Below are 19059 nucleotides of genomic sequence, written 5' to 3'. Positions count from 1 at the left end.
CGTTCGATGGTCAATCGCCGGGTCCTCGGGTCGTCCGTGTCCTCGAAAGGCCGAAATGCCCAAGGCGTTCGATATCAGCAACCCGCCGTTCGATCGTCTGACGCCGAGCGAAGCCGAGACGTTGCGGGCCGCGCTCGACATCGCCTACTTCAGCCCGGGAGAAGCGATCATCAGGCAGGACGCTGCGGCGGAGGCGCTCTATGTCGTGATCAAGGGCATCGTCGAAGAGCGGAGCGAGGTCGACCTGCTCGCATTGCTCGGCCCCAAGGACACGTTCGACAGTCGCGCGCTCGTTCACGATCATAATGGCCACCAGTTTTTCGCCCGCGACGAGACGCTTTGCTATGTCATCCCCCGGAAGCTCGCTCTCAATCTGATCAGGGCCAATCCGCGCTTTGCCGCGTTCTTCTACCGGGAGATATCCCAGAAGCTGGACGAACTCGCCAACGACGAGGAGGCGCGACGCTACGGCTCGTTGATGCACGCCAAGGTCAGCGAATTGTTCCTGCATCCGCCGGTGTTTCTGGCGGCCAGCGACACGATCGAGACCGCCGGTCACCTGATGCGGGAGATCAACAGCAATGCGCTCTTCGTGCGGGACGGCGAGCGGATCGGCATCGTTACCGGCATGAATCTGTCCAAGGCGGTGGTGCTGGGGCGCCAGTCCATCCAGACGACGGTGGGCACGCTCGCGAATTACGAGATCGTGTCCCTGCGACGCGACGATTTCGTATCCTCGGCTCTCTTGCTGATGACCAAGCACAACAAGCGGCGGCTTGCCGTGCGGGAGGATGAGGAGTTCGTCGGAATTCTGGAGGAGATCGACCTGCTGGGATTTTTGGCGGGAAGCGCCCAGGTCACGGCCGGTCGCATCGATCGTGCCTCAAGCCGGCAGGATCTTGCCACCGCAGCGCGCGAGGTCGAAACGCAAACGCGCGTGCTGCGGCGGCAAGGGGTCAAGGTGGAGGTCATTGCGGAGATCGTCTCCGATCTCAACCGCCGCCTGCTGTCGCGGCTGTTTGACATGGTCGCGCCGGCGAAGCTGCGCACCGGCAGCTGTCTCATCGTGATGGGAAGCGAGGGGCGGGGGGAGCAGACCGTCCGGACCGATCAGGACAACGGCCTCATCCTGGGCGCCCCGGTGCAGGGTGAAATCCTGGACGCGTTCCGTCACGACTTCTTCGACGCTCTTCAGAGCTTCGGTTTTCCACCGTGTCCTGGAGACATCATGGTGCGCAATCCGGCATGGTCCAGGCCGCTCTCCGACTATATCGCAGATCTGCGCCGCTGGATCGTGCTTCCCGACCAGGCCGGGCACATGAATGTGGCCATCATCTACGATGCGCAGGCGATCGCGGGCGATGAGCAACTCCTGGACGACGTCAAGACGGCGCTGATCGATATGACCCGGGGTGAGCAGGCGTTCATGGCCCACTTTGCGCGCGCGGTCGACGCATTCGAGACGCCGATCGGCCTTTTCAACAATTTGATCACGTCCGAGGGCACGGGAGACGCGCTCGACCTCAAGAAAGGCGGCATCTTTCCGATCGTGCACGGCATTCGCAGCCTGGCACTCGGACAGGGGCTGCGCGAGACCTCCACCGACAAGCGCATCTCCCGGCTTTGTGACCTCGGCGTGCTGCAAGCGGACTTTGGACGCGACCTGAAACAGGCCTTCCGGTTCCTGTTGATGCTTCGGCTCGACGGCCAGCTGGCCGCCTCCGCCGGCGCATCGGGGACACTGGTGCGCCCGGCGCACCTGTCCAGCATGGAACGCCACCTCCTGCGTGACGCACTCCAGGTGGTGAAAAGGCTTCGCGAGATCGTCGGTCACCACTTCAAGCTCGGCATGTTCTAGAATGCTGCCTCGCGCGATCAAGCGACTATTGCACCAGGCCACCCTGAGCGACCAATCCTACCGCTTCATGTTCGGCCGTGCGCCTGACGACGAGTTCGTCGTCATCGATTGCGAGACCACGGGTCTCAACGTACGCACGGACGACGTTGTCGCGATTGCCGCGATCAAGATCAGCGGCAGTCGAATTTTGACCAGCGCGCATTTCGAAGCCATCGTCCATCCTGACAGGGAGCTCGGGGCGGAGGCGATCAGAGTTCACCGCTTGCGCCGGTCCGACGTCGAAGCCGCGCCGATCGTCTGGAAGGTGCTGCCGAGCCTTCTGCACTTCATCGGGCCTCGCCCGCTGATCGGCTACTATGTCGATTTCGACATCGCCATGCTGAACAAGTACATCCTGCCGCTGGTGGGCATTGAGCTGCCCAACGAACGCATCGAAGTGTCGCGGCTTTATTGCGATCGCAAGTACGGCGACGCGCCGCCCAACACCTCGATCGATCTGTCATTCGCCGCGATGCTGCGCGACCTCAGCATTCCGCCGCTCCGACAGCACGATGCCTTCAACGATGCGTTGATGACGGCGATGATGTTCGTGCAGTTGCGCGACCTGACCGAGCGCGGCGTGCGCATCCCGCGCCAGCGTAGCAGCCCTGTCTTCAATCCGACCGGGGCCTGATTCGAGGCCCGGCGCGGGCGGGCAGATGCTCGACAATCACAGATGGAATCATTGAGGTATCATGATGCCCGTACTGTGCATGGGGTTGTTTTCAGTTTTTGAATTTAGCTCGCAGCTTCGTCGACCTGCGCGCTCGCCTCGAGCCATTGCTCCTCCGCGCGCGCCAGCGCGTCGGCGGCATTGGCGCGGGCCTTTGACAGTTGCGCGGCCTGTTTGGGATCGCGCGTAAAGATGTCGGGCAGGGCGAGCGCGGCGTCGATCTTGGCGATGATATCGCTGACGCGTGCGATTTCGGTCTCGGCTTCCGCGATGCGCTTTCTCAGCGAGCCGCGATTGTCCGGCTTCGCACGCTGCGGCTTCTCGCTCGCCGCGCTGCGCTCCCGGGGCGCAGGTTCGGCGTTGCGCGAGGACAGCACCAGGCGGCGATACTCGTCGAGGTCGCCGTCGTAATTGGTCACGGTGCGGTCGGCGACGATCCAGAGCTGATCGGCGCAGGCCTCGATCAGATAACGGTCGTGCGAGACCATGATGATCGCGCCGGGAAACTCGTTGATCGCTTCGGCCAGCGCGGCGCGGCTGTCGATGTCGAGATGGTTGGTCGGCTCGTCCAGGATGATCATGTTGGGGCCGAAGAAGGTTGCCAGTCCCAACAGCAGCCGCGCCTTTTCGCCGCCCGAGAGTTTGCCGGCCTTGGTATCGGCCGCCTTGCCGGAGAAGCCGATCGCGCCGGCGCGGGCGCGCACCTTGGCCTCGGGCGCATCGCCCATCAGCTTGCGGATATGGTCGTAAGCGGAGGCGTCCTCGTTCAGCTCGTCGAGCTGATGCTGCGCGAAATAGGCGATCGACAGCTTGTCCGCGCGCGTCACCTTGCCGGAGAAGGGGGCAAGACGCGCGGCGAGCAGCTTGACCAGTGTCGATTTGCCGTTGCCGTTGGCACCCAACAACGCGATGCGATCGTCGTTGTCGATGCGCAAGGTGATGCGGTTCAGGACCGGCGAGGCCGGATCGTAGCCGACCGATGCGTTGTCGACGGCGATGATCGGCGGCGACAGCAATTTTTCGGGCGCGGGAAAGGTGATCTCGCGCACATCCTCGGTCACCAGTGCCCTGATCGGCTTCAGCCGTTCCAGCATTTTGACGCGCGATTGGGCCTGGCGCGCTTTCGAGGCCTTGGCCTTGAAGCGGTCGACGAAGGCTTGCAGGTGCGCGCGCTCGGCTTCCTGACGCTTGATCTGCTTGGCATCGAGCAGCTCGCGCGCGGCGCGCTGCTCCTCGAAGGAGGAGTAGGTGCCCTTGTAGAGCGTGAGCTTGCCACGCTCCAGATGCAGGATCTGGTCGACCGAGCTTTCCAGCAGGTCGCGATCGTGGCTGATCACGATCACGGTGCGCGGGTAATGCGCGAGGTGATCCTCCAGCCACAGCGTGCCTTCGAGGTCGAGATAGTTGGTGGGTTCGTCGAGCAGCAGGAGGTCGGGGGCTGCGAACAGGGTTGCCGCCAGCGAGACGCGCATGCGCCAGCCGCCGGAGAATTCGGCGCAGGGGCGCAACTGATCGGCTGCGGAAAAGCCGAGGCCGGAGAGAATGGCGGCGGCGCGGCTTGGGGCGGAATGCGCGTCGATGTCGACAAGCCGGGTCTGGATCTCCGCAATCCGGTGCGGGTCGGTCGCGCTTTCGGCTTCATGAAGCAGGGCGGCCCGTTCGAGGTCGGCCTTGAGCACGACCGAAATCAGGCTTTCGGGGCCGTTCGGTGCCTCCTGCGCCAGGCTGCCGACGCGCCAACGTGGCGGCAAGGTCACCGAGCCGTGTTCGGCCGCAAGCTCACCGCGGATCACCTTGAACAGCGTCGACTTGCCGGTGCCGTTGCGTCCGACCATGCCGACGCGCGAGCCCGGCGTGATCTGCACGGAGCTATTGTCGATCAGAAGGCGTCCGGCAAGGCGGATGGAGAGGTCGGTGAGGGAGAGCATGCCGCCTTGTCACCGCTGGCGGGATCAAACGCAACCCGTTTATCCGCGACGCTCCTCAGTGGGAGTCGCGGTCGCGTTGCTTCAGCTGTTTGAGAAGCTGCTCGAGATGGGTCGGGAGCCGGGGTTCGGGACGAAGGCTCTGCTGGAGCCGCTCGCCCACGGCATCGCAAATCGAGCGGCTGGTGCGCCGGTCGATCTGTTCGCTGTCATTGGCAAAAAGGCCAGCCATCGCAAGGTTCCGTGAGTTGAAAGTAACGACACGTTACCAAGTCATTGGCCTCAAAATGGTTTCGCCCCGTGTCGGAGGCATCAGGCATTCTAGTAAAAATTGTATGAATTCGTAATATCTGCTCAAATGAAAGGCCCCGACGGGGGGAACGCCGGGGCCTCTCTTGGAAGGTACCGCAGGGGGGAACGGTACCTCTGAAATGTATGTGGGAAGGTGCTGTCGGGCTCAGTAGCAGCGGTTGATCAGCCGCCACCGCGGTCCCCAGGGGGTCGGGACCAGCCGGCGCACATAGCAGCCGCCATAACCGTAAGCGACGGGAGCAGCGTAGAAGCGCGGACCGCCCCAGCCCCAGCCGCGATGCCAGCCACCACCGTGCCAGCCCCAGCCGCCATGCCAGTGAGCAGAGGCGGAGGTAGGCGCCAGCGCGGCACCCAGAGCGACCGCGGCAACTGCAGCGAGCGAAAGTTTCCTCAACATGGTGATCTCCTCAAAACTGCCGGCGCGGGGCTATCGCGTCGATGGAAAGGCCGCCGAAACTGTGTGCCTCGGAAGAAGGCTTCGGTTTCGATGGACCTGAGGTTATGCCAGGGAGGCTGAACCAAACCCTGACAGAGCCTTCAGATTGGGTTCATCTGGGTGAAATCGTCGTAATCCGTGCTGGAGGGCCGGGTCCCGACCCTGCCGCGGAGCGGCCGCCACGCCACGCCGGCACTCGCTTGCCGGATCGCGAAGGCGCCGATATAAGCCCGGCAACTCCGAACCAGCTTTTTCTCTTGAAGGACAAGACCATGGCCATCGAACGTACTTTCTCGATCATCAAGCCCGACGCCACCGCGCGTAACCTCACCGGCGCCGTGAACGCCGTGATCGAGAAGGCGGGCCTGCGCATCGTCGCGCAGAAGCGTATCCGCATGACCAAGGAACAGGCCGAGACGTTCTACGCCGTCCACAAGGCCCGTCCGTTCTTCGGCGAACTGGTCGAGTTCATGACCTCGGGCCCGGTCGTGGTCCAGGTTCTGGAAGGCGAGAACGCGATCGCCAGGTACCGCGATGCGATGGGCGCGACCGATCCGTCGAAGGCTGCCGAGGGCACCATCCGCAAGCTGTACGCCAAGTCGATCGGCGAGAACTCGGCCCATGGCTCGGACGCTCCGGAAACCGCCGCGATCGAGATCGCGCAGTTCTTCTCGGGCAACGAGATCGTCGGCTGACCGGCCGATAGCATAAGTCGACAGGTGACTCATTGTGAACTGGCTCGGGCAGATCTTCGATCCCGCCACGATCGGGGCATTCGTCACCCAGTTCCGCAATGAGATGGCCGGGCCGACCTTTTGGGTCGCAGTCGGCAAGATCATCTGGATCAACGTCCTGCTCTCCGGCGACAACGCGCTGGTGATCGCGCTTGCCTGCCGCGGCCTGAAGCCGCGGCACCGGCTGTGGGGCATGGTGCTTGGCGCCGGAGCCGCCGTCCTGCTGCGGATCATCTTCACCGGCATCGTCGCCAGCCTGATGGCGCTGCCGTACCTTAAGCTGGTCGGCGGCCTCGCGCTGATCGTGATCGCGGCCAAGCTGCTGGTGCCAGATAACGACGAGGAAGACGTCGAGTCCGCCTCGCATCTGTGGCAGGCGGTGCAGATCGTCGTCGTCGCCGACATCATCATGAGCCTCGACAACGTCATCGCGGTGGCTGCCGCCGCCAATGGCAGCGTGCCGCTGCTCGTGCTCGGCCTTGCCGTCAGCGTGCCGCTGATCGTTGCCGGTGCGGCGCTGATCATGGCGCTCCTATCGAAGCTGCCGATTCTGGTCTGGGCTGGCGCGGCACTGCTCGGCTGGATCGCTGGCGAGGTGATCGCGACCGACCCGGGCATCGCGCCGAAACTGCATTCGCTCTCCGAAGGTCCGTTCGGCGTCTCGCTGGACCGGATGCTCGGCACTCTACATATCCCGCCGCAATTCGCCCATGGCGGCGAGGGCGCAGAATATCTTTGCGCTTCGCTCGGCGTCGTCGTCGTGCTGCTGGTCGGCGCGATCTGGCGGCGGCGCCGCCTGAATGCCGGGGCGTTAGAGGCCTCCGAGCAGCACGCGAAAGTCTCGGCGAAGTAGTTCTAGCGCCGCACGATCGCGCCCGATCGCCCGATCAAGCGCGCGAGCTGCTTGAAGCGGCTGCCGACGCGGTCGGCGACGAGGTCGCCGAGCCTGTGCTCGAACACCAACATCAGATTGCGTCCCTGGCTCCTGAAATGCGTGGCGGGCAGTACGCCCGGACGCGCCGCCGAGATCAGATGCGCCACACGGAATGCCGCACCTAACATGCGGGCGCGTTCGAGCTGCGCCGGCGTCAGCAGCTCCTGGATGGTCAGCGGCGGCTGGTTCTCTTCGCTGAGGCCGGCATAGCGGTAGAACACCGACAGTCCGACGAAGGCGCGCTCGCGGTGATCGATCGCGCCGAAATTGGCGTTGACCACGAGGCTGAGCGTCTGCTCGCCGCGATGATCGGGGTGGACGCGCCAGCCGATATCGGACAGCAGGCAGGCGGTGTGGCGAAGGCGGCGATCCTCCTCGGTCTCGCGCAGCTTCACGACGCGCGCCAGGCGATCGGTCCAGGCCATCAGCTCACGGGCGTGCTTCGCCGAGCGCGACAGCAGCTGGTTCAGCTCCTCGGCCGCGCAGATCAAGCCGTCCTTGTTGCGCTCGGTCTCCGGGAGCTTCTCGTGCAGCAGGCCCTCGCGGACGCCGAAGGTCGAGAACACAATGGTCTTCGGCTGCGCCACGCGGATAATGTGTTCGAGCACGAGCGCTGCGTAGGTGAGGAGAGGGCGCCGCGCATCCGCGACGACCTCGATGTCGGCGAGCATGCCGACGGCGGCGAGGCGCCGCAGCCGACGGGCAAAATCGAGCGCTTCAGTCGCGGGGATCGAATAGCCGTGCATCACCTGGAGCGGATAGCCACTCTGGATGATGTGAATGCGTGCAAGCGCGCGCCAGGTGCCGCCGACGGCGTAGAAGGTGCGGCCGCGGCCGGCGGTGAGCAGAGGTACCTCGTCGATCGCCTCTCGTACGATGCGGTCGGCGCGCTTGAGCGATTTATGCGCGAGGTCCTGGAGTGCGAGGCCACCGAGCGGCAGCGTCACGCCACTGCGCACGCCATTGCCGCGCACCTCGATCAGTTCGAGCGAACCACCGCCGAGATCGCCGACGATGCCGTCGGGGCGATGAATGCCCGACACCACGCCGAGCGCCGACAGTTTTGCTTCGCGCGGTCCCGACAGGATCTCGATCTTCACGGCGCAGATGCGCTCGGCTTTCGCGATGAAGTCGGGGCCGTTCGAGGCGTCGCGGCAGGCCGCGGTCGCAATCGCGAACACGCGGCCGACCTGCATCACGCGGCACAGCGCACGGAAGCGCTTGAGCGAAGTCAGCGCCTTGTCGACGGCGTCGGGCGCAAGCAGGCCCGTGCTCTGCACCTCGCGCCCGAGGCCGCACAGGGTCTTCTCGTTGAAGATCGGAAGCAGGCTCCGCGCCAGCGCCTCGTAGACGACGAGACGAACCGAATTGGAGCCGATGTCGATGACCGCGACGCTGGCGCCACGCTTGCGCGGCCGTTTCAAGGTAAAGTTCTCCGGTCAGGACTGATGGCGTTCGTTGCGGCGCGTGAGACGACGCGGCGAAGATTCCTTGAGCGACTTTCCACGGCCAGACAGACTCGGATTTGTCATGAAGTAGTTGTGCACGTTGAAAGGCTCCTCGCCCTTCGCGGCCTTCATACGCGTTGAGGACCCGTCCGGCAACAATTGCCAGCTCTGCTCATTGTCCTTCAGGTTCGCGACCATGATCTGTTCGAGAACCTGCTGGTGCACCGTGGGATTTTGCAGCGGACACAGCACCTCGACGCGGCGATCGAGGTTGCGCGGCATCATGTCGGCCGAGGAGATATACACAGCCGCTTTCGCACTCGGCAGGCCCTGGCCCATGCCGAAGCAGTAGATTCGGCCATGTTCCAGGAAGCGGCCGATGATCGATTTGACGCGGATGTTTTCCGACAGGCCGGGGATGCCGGGTCTGAGGCAGCAGATGCCGCGCACCACAAGCTCGACCTGGACGCCGGCCTGTGAGGCCTCGTAGAGCGCGTCGATGATGTCGGGGTCGACAAGCGCATTCATCTTCATCCAGACAGCACCAGGCTTGCCGTGACGCGCGTGCTCGGTCTCGCCCTGGATGTGCTCGATGATGCGCTTGCGCAAGGTCAGCGGCGACACCGCCATCTTTTCCAGATCGCTCGGCGCGGCGTAGCCCGTGATGAAGTTAAACACGCGCGCGGCGTCGCGGCCGATGGTCGGCTCCGAGGTGAAGTAGGAGAGATCCGTGTAAATACGTGCGGTGACCGGATGATAATTGCCGGTGCCGGTGTGGACGTAAGTGGTGAGGCTGCCGCCCTCGCGGCGTACCACCATCGAGAGCTTGGCGTGCGTCTTCAGCTCGAGGAAGCCGTAGACGACCTGCACGCCGGCGCGCTCGAGATCGCGCGCCCATCGGATGTTGGCCTCTTCGTCGAAGCGCGCCTTCAGCTCGATCAGCGCGGTGACGGATTTGCCGGCTTCAGCGGCCTCCGCGAGCGTGCGCACGATCGGCGAATTGTTGGAGGTGCGGTAGAGCGTCTGCTTGATCGCGACCACATCAGGATCGCGGGCGGCCTGCTGCAGGAACTGCACCACCACGTCGAACGACTCGTACGGGTGATGGACGATCAGATCCTTCTGCCTGATGGCGGCGAAGATGTCGCCGCCATGCTCGCGCACGCGCTCGGGGTGGCGCGGCACGTAAGGGGTGAATTCGAGGTCGGGCCGGTCGAGACGCGTCAGCTGCGAAAGCTCGTTCATGGCGAGCACGCCGTCGACCAGGAACACCTCGTCGTCGGCCGCCGACAACGCGTGCTGGACGAAGCTACGCAGCTCCTCCGGCATCTTGGCGTCGATCTCGAGGCGGATCACCGATCCACGGCGGCGGCGCTTCAGCGCGGTCTCGAACAGGCGGACGAGGTCTTCGGCCTCTTCCTCGATTTCGAGCTCGGAGTCGCGGATGATGCGGAAGGCGCCCTGGCCGTGGAGGCTGTAGCCGGGGAACAGACGGTTAATGAACAGGCCGGTGGCCTGCTCCAGCGAGATCAGGCGGACCTTGCCCTCGGCCGGCAGGCGGATGAAGCGGTCGATCTTGCCGGGCATGCGGATCAGCGCGTTCATCTGCTTGCCGTCGGCCTCGCGCGTGAGCTGCAGCGCGATGGTGAAGCCGAGGCTCGGGATGAACGGGAAGGGGTGGGCCGGATCGATCGCCAATGGCGTCAGCAGCGGGAACACGTTGTTGAGGAAATAGTCCTCGAGCCAGGTCCGCTCCGCCTTGGTGACCTCCTTGCCGTCGACCAGCACGATGCCGACATCGGCCAGCGTGCCGCGCAGGTCGCGCCAGATCGCCTGCTGATCGCTGGCAAGTTGCGAGACCGTGCGGTTGATCAGCGCGAGCTGCTCGGACGGAGTCAGGCCGTCCGGGGCACGCTCGGCAATGCCCTCGCGGACCTGCGCCTTGATTCCGGCGACGCGGACCATGAAGAACTCGTCGAGGTTATTCGCCGAAATCGACAGGAATCGCACCCGCTCCAGCATAGGGTGGCTGGGATTGACCGACTCCTCGAGGACGCGGCGGTTGAAATGCAGCCAGGACAGCTCGCGATTGATGAATCGCTCGGGGCTTGAGGCAATCGCCGGCAGGCGCTCGGCCTCCGTGGCTTTCTCTTTCGTTTCAACAGCTTGCGCGGAATCCATAAGAAGTCGGTCCATCTCGTTCGCCCCACTTTGCGGCTTATGCGCAAATCCGGCCGGAGCATGTGTTAGTGCGATGACGTTTCGATGACATTGATGTTCCGCCGCCGCGCCGCGTCAAGCGGGCCCGAGGGGAGTCCAAGGGGAGCCCAAGAGAGGGCCTAAGACGCGTCTGGCGGTCAGGCGTCGCGGAGCAGCTCGGCCGCGAGCGCCCGGGTGACGGGCCGGCCGAGCCGCAGCGCCTCGCCGTCGAGCAGCTCCACGGCGCGCCGGGCGGCGGCCGAGGATCGCTCCAGCCGGGTTGCGAGGTAACTGACGACGCTTTCGTCCACGCTGAGCTGGCGATCGGCGCAGAATTTGACGATCAGGCCGCGGAACAGCTGGTCGTCGGGCGGCCGCAGCGAAATCACCGGAATGGTCCGAAACCGGGAGCGCAGGTCGCGGAGCTCGACCGCTATCGCCGCCGGCGTCTCGCGCCCGGTGAACAGCACATGGGCGCCATCCTCGCGGGCGAGATTCATCAGATGGAAGAGGGCGCGTTCGTCAAATTCACCGGCTTTCAGATCCTCGACCACCAGCGCGCCGGTCGCGAGCGCTCCGGGGACGGCTGGGGCGCTCAGCGCGCTGGCCGTTGTCGAGCGGGCACCAGATAGCTCGGCCCAGATCGTGGCCAGGTGGCTCTTGCCTGAACCTTCGGGACCGGCGAGCCACATGGTCCGGTTTGGCCATTCCGGCCAGCCGTCGATCAGCGCGAGGGCGGCGGCGTTAGCGGGACCTTCGAGAAAATTGTCCCGGCTAAGGCTTTCCGCGTGCGGAAGCGAGAACGCCAATTGTCGGGGTTGAACGCGGCCTGCCACGCTTGCTTTGCTCCGTGCCGGCGTGCCGGCGTTGTCCGAAAGATTCGAGTTATTGGATCGGGAGTTGGCCTTTTGCGGGGCCGCCTCCCGTCTCATTTGGCCTCGATCGTACTCATGTGCCGCAGCCACTCGACGAGATAGAGCGACACCGACGAGAGCGTGAACAGCGTGACGAAGCCCATCAGGATCACGTCATAGGGCGCCGCTCCGAAGCCGAAGGCAAGCGCAGCCAGTATCAGGGCCGCGTAAGAGACCTGTGCGGCTGTGTTTAGCTTGGATACTTTCGACGGCCGCATCTCGACCGGCTTGTCGAACAGCCAGGATACGATCACGGCCGTGACGATCATGATGTCGCGGGAGACCACCAGGATCACGATCCAGCGCGGGACGTCGCCCCGGATCCCCAGCGACAGGTAGATCGACACCAGCAGCGCCTTGTCGGCGAGCGGATCGAGCAGGGCACCGAGCTCGCTCGTCATGTTGAAGCGCTTGGCCAGAAAACCGTCCACGGCGTCGCTGATCCCCGCGATCAGGAAGACAGCGAACGCCACCTCCATTTGGCTCGACACGATGGCCCAGACGATGATCGGGACCAGCATGATGCGGCCCAGGGTAATGATGTTCGGAATACTCACACGGCGCTTCCCGGCACCCGACCTGACCTCGAATCGGCCTCTTAGAGGCTGAACCGGTTGATATCTCTACATAGTATAGGGCGGGGCGCCACGCTTGCCATTGCGCGTCCCCGGAATTCGACGTAACCAGCCGCAAACCCACTGGAAATCGGGCATGACCGACCGCAAAAACGGCCTCACTTACGCCGATTCAGGCGTCGATATCGACGCGGGCAATCGCCTCGTCGACCTGATCAAGCCGATGGTGCGCGCCACCGCACGGCCGGGCGCCGATGCCGAGATCGGCGGATTCGGCGGCCTGTTCGACCTCAAGGCGGCCGGCTTCAAGGACCCCGTCCTGGTCGCCGCCACCGACGGCGTCGGCACCAAGGTGAAGATTGCCATCGAGACGGGCTTGCACGGCGGGATCGGCATCGACCTTGTCGCCATGAGTGTCAACGACCTCGTCGTGCAGGGCGCCGAGCCGCTGTTCTTCCTCGACTATTTCGCCTGCGGCAAGCTCGACCCGGAGGCGACGGCGGCGATCGTCGCCGGCGTCGCCGAGGGTTGTCGGGAATCCGGCTGTGCCTTGATCGGGGGCGAGACCGCCGAAATGCCGGGCCTTTACAAGGATGGGGACTACGACCTTGGCGGCTTTGCCGTCGGTGCCGCCGAGCGCGGCACGCTGCTGCCGCGCAAGGACATTGCGGCAGGCGATGCCGTGATCGGTCTGGCCTCGTCGGGCGTCCACTCCAACGGCTTCTCGCTGGTGCGCAAGATCGTGGAACAGTCCGGGCTCGGCTTCGAGACGCAGGCGCCGTTTGCACCCGTCATGACGCTCGGCGGCGCGCTGCTGACGCCGACGCGGCTCTACGTCAAGTCCTGCCTGCGCGCGATCCGCGAGACCGGCGCGGTGAAGGGGCTCGCCCATATCACCGGCGGTGGCTTCACCGACAACATTCCGCGCGTACTCCCGGGTCATCTCGGAGTCGGCATCGATCTGGCGCGCCTGCCGGTGCTGCCGGTGTTCAAATGGCTGGCGGCACAAGCCGGGATCGCCGAATTCGAAATGCTACGTACGTTCAACTGCGGCATCGGCATGATCGCGATCGTCGAGCCTGACAAGGTCGACGAGGTCGTTCGGGTCTTCACTGACGCCGGTGAGACCGTCGCGCAGCTCGGCACCGTGATCCCGGCCGAGGGCGAGCACCGCGTCGTCTATAACGGCCATCTCGATATGGCGCTGTGATGAAGCGCCGCGTCGCCATCCTGATCTCCGGCCGCGGTTCCAACATGTCCGCGCTGATCAAGGCCGCGGCTGCTGCGGATTTTCCGGCGGAGATCTCCCTCGTCATCTCGAACAAGGCCGATGCGCTCGGCCTCGAACGGGCCAAGGCGGCCGGCACGAAAACGCTGGTGATCGAGAGCAAGCCGTTCGGCAAGGATCGCGCCGGGTTCGAGGCGGTGCTGCAGGCGGCCCTGGATCAGCACGGGATCGAGCTGATTTGCCTCGGTGGTTTCATGCGCCTGTTCACGGCCGAGTTCGCCAAGGCGTGGTATGGGCGGATGCTCAACATCCATCCTTCGCTGTTGCCGTCTTTTCCGGGTCTCGATCCGCACGGCCAGGCCTTGCGCGCCGGTGTCAAACTGTCAGGCGCGACGGTGCACTTCGTGATCCCCGAGACCGATGCGGGTCCGATCGTGATGCAGGGCGCGGTGCCCGTCAGCGATCACGACACGGCTGAAACGCTGTCAGAGCGCATTCTGGAAATCGAGCATCGCATCTATCCCGCGGCGCTGAGCCTGCTTGCGACCGGCAAGGTCAAGATCGAGGGCGATGTCTGCAAGACGGCGGGCAGCGCGGCGTCGGATAATTTTTTGGTCGCGCCTGCGGTGAACTGAAGCGCGAGGCGTCTCGCTGCCCCAAGCAAAATCCCCCGGCAGGGCCGGGGGCAACGTCATGATCTCTCGCGCGTGGCTTTGAGAGAAATCAGGAGACCTTGAGGTTCTCCGCGGACGATTTGCCGCGGTTCTCCACGAGGTCGTATTCAACCACCTGGTTCTCATTCAGGGTCGAAAGTCCGGCACGCTCGACGGCCGAGATGTGGACGAACACGTCCTTGTCGCTGCCGTTCGGCTTGATGAACCCGTAACCCTTGGTCGGGTTGAACCATTTGACGGTGCCCTTTTGTGGCATCGTTAGTCTCCTCCGCTAGATACAAAAAAGACGCGGCCGCTTTTCGCGTGCCACGTCACAAACGGGCTTCCGGAAGTCTGTTCGAGTCTCATCGTCGCGAAACGCACAGCCGAGCGGTCAATTCCGATTGTGTAAGGTATTCCAACACGAAAATCGCGCGCTAGCAAGCTGTGCGCGGATTTCAAGACCGCGCCGGAGCTGTCACGACGCAATTTCCGACCTGTGGCTGCGGAACAACAATCGAGGGCAATCGCCGCGGCGATAGTGGGCCAAACGGTTGACCCCTCGTGACAGTTCGGCACAAATCGTCGCACCTGCTCGCGGTTTCTGTTGCATTTTTGCGAGCCGCCATTTGCTTTGGGATGTATCGTCATGTGCTGCATTCAGCAGCCGACCGGAATACGGCGGACGATCGGGTTGGACCGTGTCCGCCGGATCGTGATGGCGATCGTCATGACCGTCGCGTCCGCCGTGATGATGCCGGCGACATCCGGCTTCGCGCAAACCCCGGTGCCGACTTCGTCTCCCACACCGACACCCACACCCGCACCCACACCCACGCCGTCGCCGACCCCAGTCCCGAAACCCACATCGGCCAATGACGAACGGTCTGCCGGCAACAGCACGCTCGATCTCGGCTCGGGCTTCCTGGAGCGGCTCGGTAACCAGGCCTCGAGCGGCACTAACCGGGCGTCGCGCAGCAATCCCGCGGGCGGCGGTGCATCAGAGAGCGCGGAGGATCCGCGCTACCGCACCTGGTATGAGGGCTACGGCGTTTCGGTGCGGACCGATGCGCAGGGCGATTTCGTCGGCGACAAGCGCAAGACGTTCGGCGGCGTTGCCGGATTCGGCGCGCGGCTCGCGCCGGGCGTCAATCTCGGATTTTCCGTCGACCAGAGTCATACCGATGTAGACGTGCCGCTCGCGCTTCAGTCGGCGACGCTCGACCTGACCCAGATCGGCTTCAACGGCTCCGTCGACAAGGGACCGTGGACGTGGGCCTTCGCGCTGGTGCACGGCTTCGGCAAGGTCCATTCCAGCAGGGACACCGGGTTTGGCTCTGCGACGGCGGGCTATCGCGCTACGGTCGATGGTGCGTTGACAGAGATCAGTTATTACTGGACCAAGGACCAGATGCGCGTCGTGCCCAAGGGTGCGCTCGAATATGTGCGCGCCACCAGTGCGTCGTTCCAGGAAGCCGGAGGACTTGATCCCCTCAATGTCGGCTCGAGCGCGATCTCGCGCGCGCGCGTCATGATCGGCGCTGAGATCGGACGCTACTTCATCTTCGACCGGAAGATCCTCGACCTCTCGGCCTACGGCAAGTTCGTCGACAATTTCTATCAGGACCTGGGCTCGGTGCAGGTGAGTCTCGGGACCCAAAACATCGTCGTCCCCGGCATCGGCGAGAGCCGTTATGGAACGGATGCCGGCGCTTCGGTCTCGTTGAGCCTGAGCAACACCGTGCGGCTCTACGTCAATTACGACGGCAAGTTCCGCAACGAGCTGACATCGCACCAGGCCACGGCCGGTTTCGAATATCGGTGGTAAGGCGAGCACGATCCGGAAAAGCATGCCACGGCTTCCTTCGCGGCAAATGCGAAACGCGCTTGCGCGGAGATCATGCCGAAAACAATCGCCCGGCGGTTACGCCGGCGTCGCCGCAACGTATCCGGACAATCCAAAGCCCTCGCGCGCGGCCGTCATCATCGGCACCAATGCGTTCGGATGGATGAATTCGTCCCGGAAGCAGGGATAGGTTTTGGGATCGAAAATCTTCTTCAGCCAGTCGACCACGATCTTATGCCGCTCGGAGGCGCGGAACTCCTTGTGATAAGTCAGCCAGAGGTCGGCATGATGGCTGACGCCGAGGTCGACGGCGACGAGCGGTGCACCGAGCGCGATCGACACCGTCGGCAGGAAGCCGATGCCGGCACCGCGCTCGACCGCATAGAGCACGCCGACGGAAGAGTTGGTCTTGATCCCGACGATTCCTTCCAGGGGCAATCCGAGGATGCGGGCATAGGCGCTGTCGTCAACCTGTGCCGCGTTCTGCTTGACGATGCGATGGTTCGGCAATTCGGCGAGCGTCGCCGGCACGCCGTAGAGATCTGCATAGCTCCTGGCCACGAAGGGATAGATGTGAAGCCGGCCGAGCTTGGCGACGATGAGGTCGGGATTGATCGGTGGTTCGAGCTGGATCGCAATGTCCGACTCCAGTCGCGCGACATCCGCTTGCTCCATTGCACAGCGCAGGTCGACGGTGATCTTGCGATAGGTTTTCTGGAAATCGATCAGCCGCGGCAGGATCCAGAAGTTGCCGGGGCCCTCCGTCACCGCGACGCGCACCGTGCCCGAGGTGTCGTCGGACGAACGCGATGCGCGGCGAAAGACATTAAAGGCGTGATGTTCCATACGCGCGACGTCGGCGATCATCTCGGTGCCTTCGTCACTGAGCGTGAGGCCGCTCTGGTCGCGCAGGAAAAGCTTGCAACCAATGCTCTCTTCGAGCCGGTCCATCCTGCGCATCAATGTGGTAGAGGTGAGCCCGAGCTCTTCGGCGGCGTTTCGGAAACTTTTAAATTTCGCGCAGGCTAAAAACAATTTCAAATCGTCCCAGGACGCATTCAGTGCTTCTTCATGGTGCTGCATCATTGCAGCACCCCGGTGCAATAGTTGCTGCATACTCCTGATCTCCAGCCGCTAAGCTCGTCCCCATAGCAGCGCGTAAAACCGCCTGAACGATAGAGGGATGGCATGGGTATGGAAAGGGGCTCGTTGACCGCGAGGCACGATTTCGACTCCTTGCCGCTGAGTCCAGACGTCGATGTTCGTTGCGCGCAGTCAGGGGAGATTGCCGCGCTCGCGGAGATGGCGCACCGGCTGGTGCCGGGCGTGCAGATCGGGGCGGTCGATCTTGCGAAATATTTCGCTTTCGATCCCCAGAGCATCCTGACATTCACTCGGAAGGGCAATCTGCTCGGCGGCATGGCATTCCTGTTTCTCAATGACCGCGGGCATGATGCTTTGTTGCTCGACGATATCTGCCTGACAGCACCCGAGAGGCGCTATCTCGCTTCCGCGAACGAGGATGTCGCAGCAGTTTACATTTGGGCGATCGCAGCGACGGGGCGCGGCGTCGCCGGCCTTGGCAGGGCTGCGGCGCATCTGCGTCAGATAAGATTCCGCGAGGCAGATTGCTATGCGCAGCCGTCAACCGTGGCCGGACGCGCGCTCATGAGGGCGACCGGGTTCGAACCCATTTCGAGCTTCCAGCCCGACCTCTGGCGGTACGAGCGCCCTTGGCATCGGCGGCCGATGCACATACCGGAGGCAGTCTTCCAAGCAAGGAGTTTTGCAGATGCACGGCACTAGGATTCCCCTCGCCAAGCCCGACTCCCGCGCCATCACCATCCGCCTCGCGCGCGATCCGACCGACCTCATGCTGGTCACGGCCATTCGCTCCGCGGTGTATCTCGCCGAGCAGGATTGTCCATTCGAGGAGGAGTTCGATGGCAACGACATGGTCGCTGCGCATTTCATCGGCTACATCGGCAACGAGCCAGCGGGTTGTCTGCGGGTACGGTTCTTCGGCGATTTCGCCAAGGTGGAGCGGCTTGCGGTGCGGCATCAATATCGCCGCTCGCGCATCTCGTTCAAACTCGTGCAGGCCAGCGTCGACTATGTGAAGCGCAAGGGGTTCCGCAAGATCTACGGCCAGGCGCAGGACCGGCTGGTGGATTTCTGGGCCCATTTCGGCGCCAAGCCGCTCGGCCATAACCGTAAGATCACCTTCTCGGATTTCTCGTACACGGAGATGCTGCTGGAGATCGAGCCGGGGCCGGACGCCATCACGCTGGACAGTGATCCCTATGTGATCATTCGCCCCGAGGGCGACTGGGACCGTCCGGGCGTGCTCGACGCCTCGGCGGGGAGGGCAGTGACATCACCGCTGCGGGACCTCGCTCTCGCCGATCGGCGAAATTGATGCAGGTCTGCGCAAGACAATGCCGGTCTCTCACGACAATCCGCTGGTCCTGGTCTTCGCGGACCTCCAGATGGAATATCTGCCCCCGGGGCGCGGCCACGTCATTCTCGACGCCGACGCCGCAATCACGCGCTGCCTGGCGTTGCTGGCATTGTGGCGGAGCAATCGCTGGCCAGTGATGCATTTGAAACGCATCGCGGAGGCGGCGTGGTTCAATCCGTCATCCAGGCTGACCGATTGGATTGCGGAAGCCAAGCCTCGGCCCGGCGAGATGACCTTCGAGCACGCGTTGCCATCGGCTTACAGCTCCTCGCGCTTCGCCGATTACATGTCCAATATCCGCAATGTGCGCTGCGTGCTGACGGGCTTTTCCCTCGACGAGACCATCCTGGCCACCGTCGTCGAGGGGTTTCATCGCAGCCACCGCTATCAGGTGATCACCGATGCCGTGGCCTGCCGGGAGCCGGGCGCGGGCGAGGCGGCCGTCTACAAAGAGTCGGTGGTGAATGTCATCGCCAACTTTGCTACACTCCAGTCCAGCGCCGAACTGATCAGGGCCAGCGGTGCCGTCGCGGTCTAGGCCGACGCGATCGGCGGATGGATGGGGTGGGACATTGTCTCGGGAGGACGAGCTGAAGGAGCTGGTGAGCGACCTCTCGCGTGCCGTCGAGAGGGCACGCCGGGTTGGTCTGCCCACGACCGTGTATCTGCTGTCGATGGCGCTGGTGGAAGTGAGGGAAGCCGCAGCCGAAGCGGACGGGAATAGCGACGGGGCGGCCTGAGCGCCGTGTCATATGCGGCGTTGTGCATCGCTGCCGAGCGCTTGCTGCCGACGAATTGGCGTTGCAAGTTTCGGCACATCGCAA

General features: G+C 63.9%; 19 protein-coding genes. 10 read left to right on the top strand and 9 right to left on the bottom strand.

Annotation, left to right across the window (positions count from 1 at the left end):
- Positions 1–55 precede the first annotated feature (55 nt).
- Together BM222_RS26710 and BM222_RS26705 are read left to right on the top strand one after the other, a co-directional pair.
- Positions 56–1858: a putative nucleotidyltransferase substrate binding domain-containing protein gene (locus BM222_RS26710; protein WP_092234568.1), complete on the top strand. Its 1803-nt coding sequence runs from the start codon at positions 56–58 to the stop codon at positions 1856–1858.
- Between the two features lies 1 nt (position 1859).
- Positions 1860–2531, top strand: a complete 672-nt coding sequence (locus tag BM222_RS26705) for a 3'-5' exonuclease (protein WP_092234565.1) — start codon at positions 1860–1862, stop codon at positions 2529–2531.
- A gap of 104 nt (positions 2532–2635) precedes the next feature.
- Here BM222_RS26705 and BM222_RS26700 read toward each other — a convergent pair whose 3' ends face one another.
- The 3 genes from BM222_RS26700 to BM222_RS26695 all read right to left on the bottom strand — a co-directional run bounded on the left by BM222_RS26700 (position 2636) and on the right by BM222_RS26695 (position 5204).
- Entirely contained in the window at positions 2636–4498 is a 1863-nt protein-coding gene (locus BM222_RS26700) for an ABC-F family ATP-binding cassette domain-containing protein (protein ID WP_092234562.1), read from the bottom strand.
- Between the two features lie 55 nt (positions 4499–4553).
- A complete protein-coding gene (locus BM222_RS41325; RefSeq protein WP_177243482.1) occupies positions 4554–4727 on the bottom strand; it encodes a hypothetical protein in 174 nt (57 codons plus the stop codon).
- A 225-nt stretch (positions 4728–4952) separates the two neighbouring features.
- Positions 4953–5204, bottom strand: coding sequence for a sulfur globule protein precursor (locus BM222_RS26695; protein ID WP_092234559.1), 252 nt, complete (start codon positions 5202–5204; stop codon positions 4953–4955).
- A 311-nt stretch (positions 5205–5515) separates the two neighbouring features.
- On the opposite strand from BM222_RS26695, the gene ndk reads away from it, so the two are divergent.
- Together ndk and BM222_RS26685 are read left to right on the top strand one after the other, a co-directional pair.
- Entirely contained in the window at positions 5516–5938 is a 423-nt protein-coding gene (gene ndk, locus BM222_RS26690) for a nucleoside-diphosphate kinase (protein ID WP_092234736.1), read from the top strand.
- Positions 5939–5972: 34 nt separating this feature from the next.
- Positions 5973–6830: a TerC family protein gene (locus BM222_RS26685; protein ID WP_092234557.1), complete on the top strand. Its 858-nt coding sequence runs from the start codon at positions 5973–5975 to the stop codon at positions 6828–6830.
- A gap of 2 nt (positions 6831–6832) precedes the next feature.
- On the opposite strand, the gene ppx is transcribed toward BM222_RS26685, so the two are convergent.
- From ppx to BM222_RS26665, 4 genes are all read right to left on the bottom strand, one after another.
- Positions 6833–8335 (bottom strand): exopolyphosphatase, encoded by a 1503-nt coding sequence (gene ppx, locus BM222_RS26680; RefSeq protein WP_092234554.1) that lies wholly within the window; start codon positions 8333–8335, stop codon positions 6833–6835.
- Positions 8336–8350: 15 nt separating this feature from the next.
- Positions 8351–10540 (bottom strand): RNA degradosome polyphosphate kinase, encoded by a 2190-nt coding sequence (locus BM222_RS26675; protein WP_177243490.1) that lies wholly within the window; start codon positions 10538–10540, stop codon positions 8351–8353.
- Between the two features lie 176 nt (positions 10541–10716).
- The gene (locus tag BM222_RS26670; RefSeq protein ID WP_092234734.1) at positions 10717–11394 is read right to left on the bottom strand and encodes a P-loop NTPase family protein; all 678 of its coding nucleotides are present in this window, start codon (positions 11392–11394) and stop codon (positions 10717–10719) included.
- A 92-nt stretch (positions 11395–11486) separates the two neighbouring features.
- Positions 11487–12029, bottom strand: coding sequence for a CDP-alcohol phosphatidyltransferase family protein (locus BM222_RS26665; RefSeq protein ID WP_092234551.1), 543 nt, complete (start codon positions 12027–12029; stop codon positions 11487–11489).
- 154 nt (positions 12030–12183) lie between these two features.
- Here BM222_RS26665 and purM point away from each other — a divergent pair, with 154 nt between their 5' ends.
- Both purM and purN read left to right on the top strand, forming a co-directional pair.
- Positions 12184–13257: a phosphoribosylformylglycinamidine cyclo-ligase gene (gene purM / locus BM222_RS26660; protein ID WP_092234548.1), complete on the top strand. Its 1074-nt coding sequence runs from the start codon at positions 12184–12186 to the stop codon at positions 13255–13257.
- Positions 13257–13910 (top strand): phosphoribosylglycinamide formyltransferase, encoded by a 654-nt coding sequence (purN, locus tag BM222_RS26655; RefSeq protein WP_177243481.1) that lies wholly within the window; start codon positions 13257–13259, stop codon positions 13908–13910. Before purM ends, purN begins: the two co-directional genes overlap by 1 nt.
- A gap of 88 nt (positions 13911–13998) precedes the next feature.
- Here purN and BM222_RS26650 read toward each other — a convergent pair whose 3' ends face one another.
- A complete protein-coding gene (locus tag BM222_RS26650) occupies positions 13999–14205 on the bottom strand; it encodes a cold-shock protein (RefSeq protein WP_008129967.1) in 207 nt (68 codons plus the stop codon).
- Between the two features lie 372 nt (positions 14206–14577).
- On the opposite strand from BM222_RS26650, the gene BM222_RS26640 reads away from it, so the two are divergent.
- On the top strand, positions 14578–15756 hold the full coding sequence (locus tag BM222_RS26640; protein WP_092234541.1) for an autotransporter outer membrane beta-barrel domain-containing protein: 1179 nt from the start codon (positions 14578–14580) through the stop codon (positions 15754–15756).
- A 96-nt stretch (positions 15757–15852) separates the two neighbouring features.
- On the opposite strand, the gene BM222_RS26635 is transcribed toward BM222_RS26640, so the two are convergent.
- The gene (locus BM222_RS26635) at positions 15853–16890 is read right to left on the bottom strand and encodes a LysR family transcriptional regulator (protein ID WP_092234538.1); all 1038 of its coding nucleotides are present in this window, start codon (positions 16888–16890) and stop codon (positions 15853–15855) included.
- Between the two features lie 72 nt (positions 16891–16962).
- Here BM222_RS26635 and BM222_RS26630 point away from each other — a divergent pair, with 72 nt between their 5' ends.
- The 3 genes from BM222_RS26630 to BM222_RS26620 are packed head-to-tail and all read left to right on the top strand — an operon-like array spanning position 16963 to position 18773.
- Complete coding sequence (locus BM222_RS26630; protein WP_177243480.1) at positions 16963–17580, top strand: hypothetical protein; 618 nt, start codon at positions 16963–16965, stop codon at positions 17578–17580.
- Positions 17567–18193 carry a GNAT family N-acetyltransferase gene (locus tag BM222_RS26625; protein WP_092234532.1) on the top strand — a complete coding sequence of 209 codons (627 nt, stop codon included), beginning with the start codon at positions 17567–17569 and terminating at the stop codon, positions 18191–18193. The genes BM222_RS26630 and BM222_RS26625 overlap by 14 nt, the downstream gene beginning before the upstream one ends.
- Before the next feature lie 19 nt (positions 18194–18212).
- Entirely contained in the window at positions 18213–18773 is a 561-nt protein-coding gene (locus BM222_RS26620; RefSeq protein WP_092234529.1) for a cysteine hydrolase family protein, read from the top strand.
- Positions 18774–19059 lie beyond the last annotated feature (286 nt).

The organism is Bradyrhizobium sp. Gha (genome assembly GCF_900113735.1).
Taxonomy (GTDB): Bacteria; Pseudomonadota; Alphaproteobacteria; order Rhizobiales; family Xanthobacteraceae; genus Bradyrhizobium.
The sequence above is the reverse complement of the archived record's forward strand: the minus strand, read 5'-3'. Positions and strand labels throughout refer to the sequence as shown.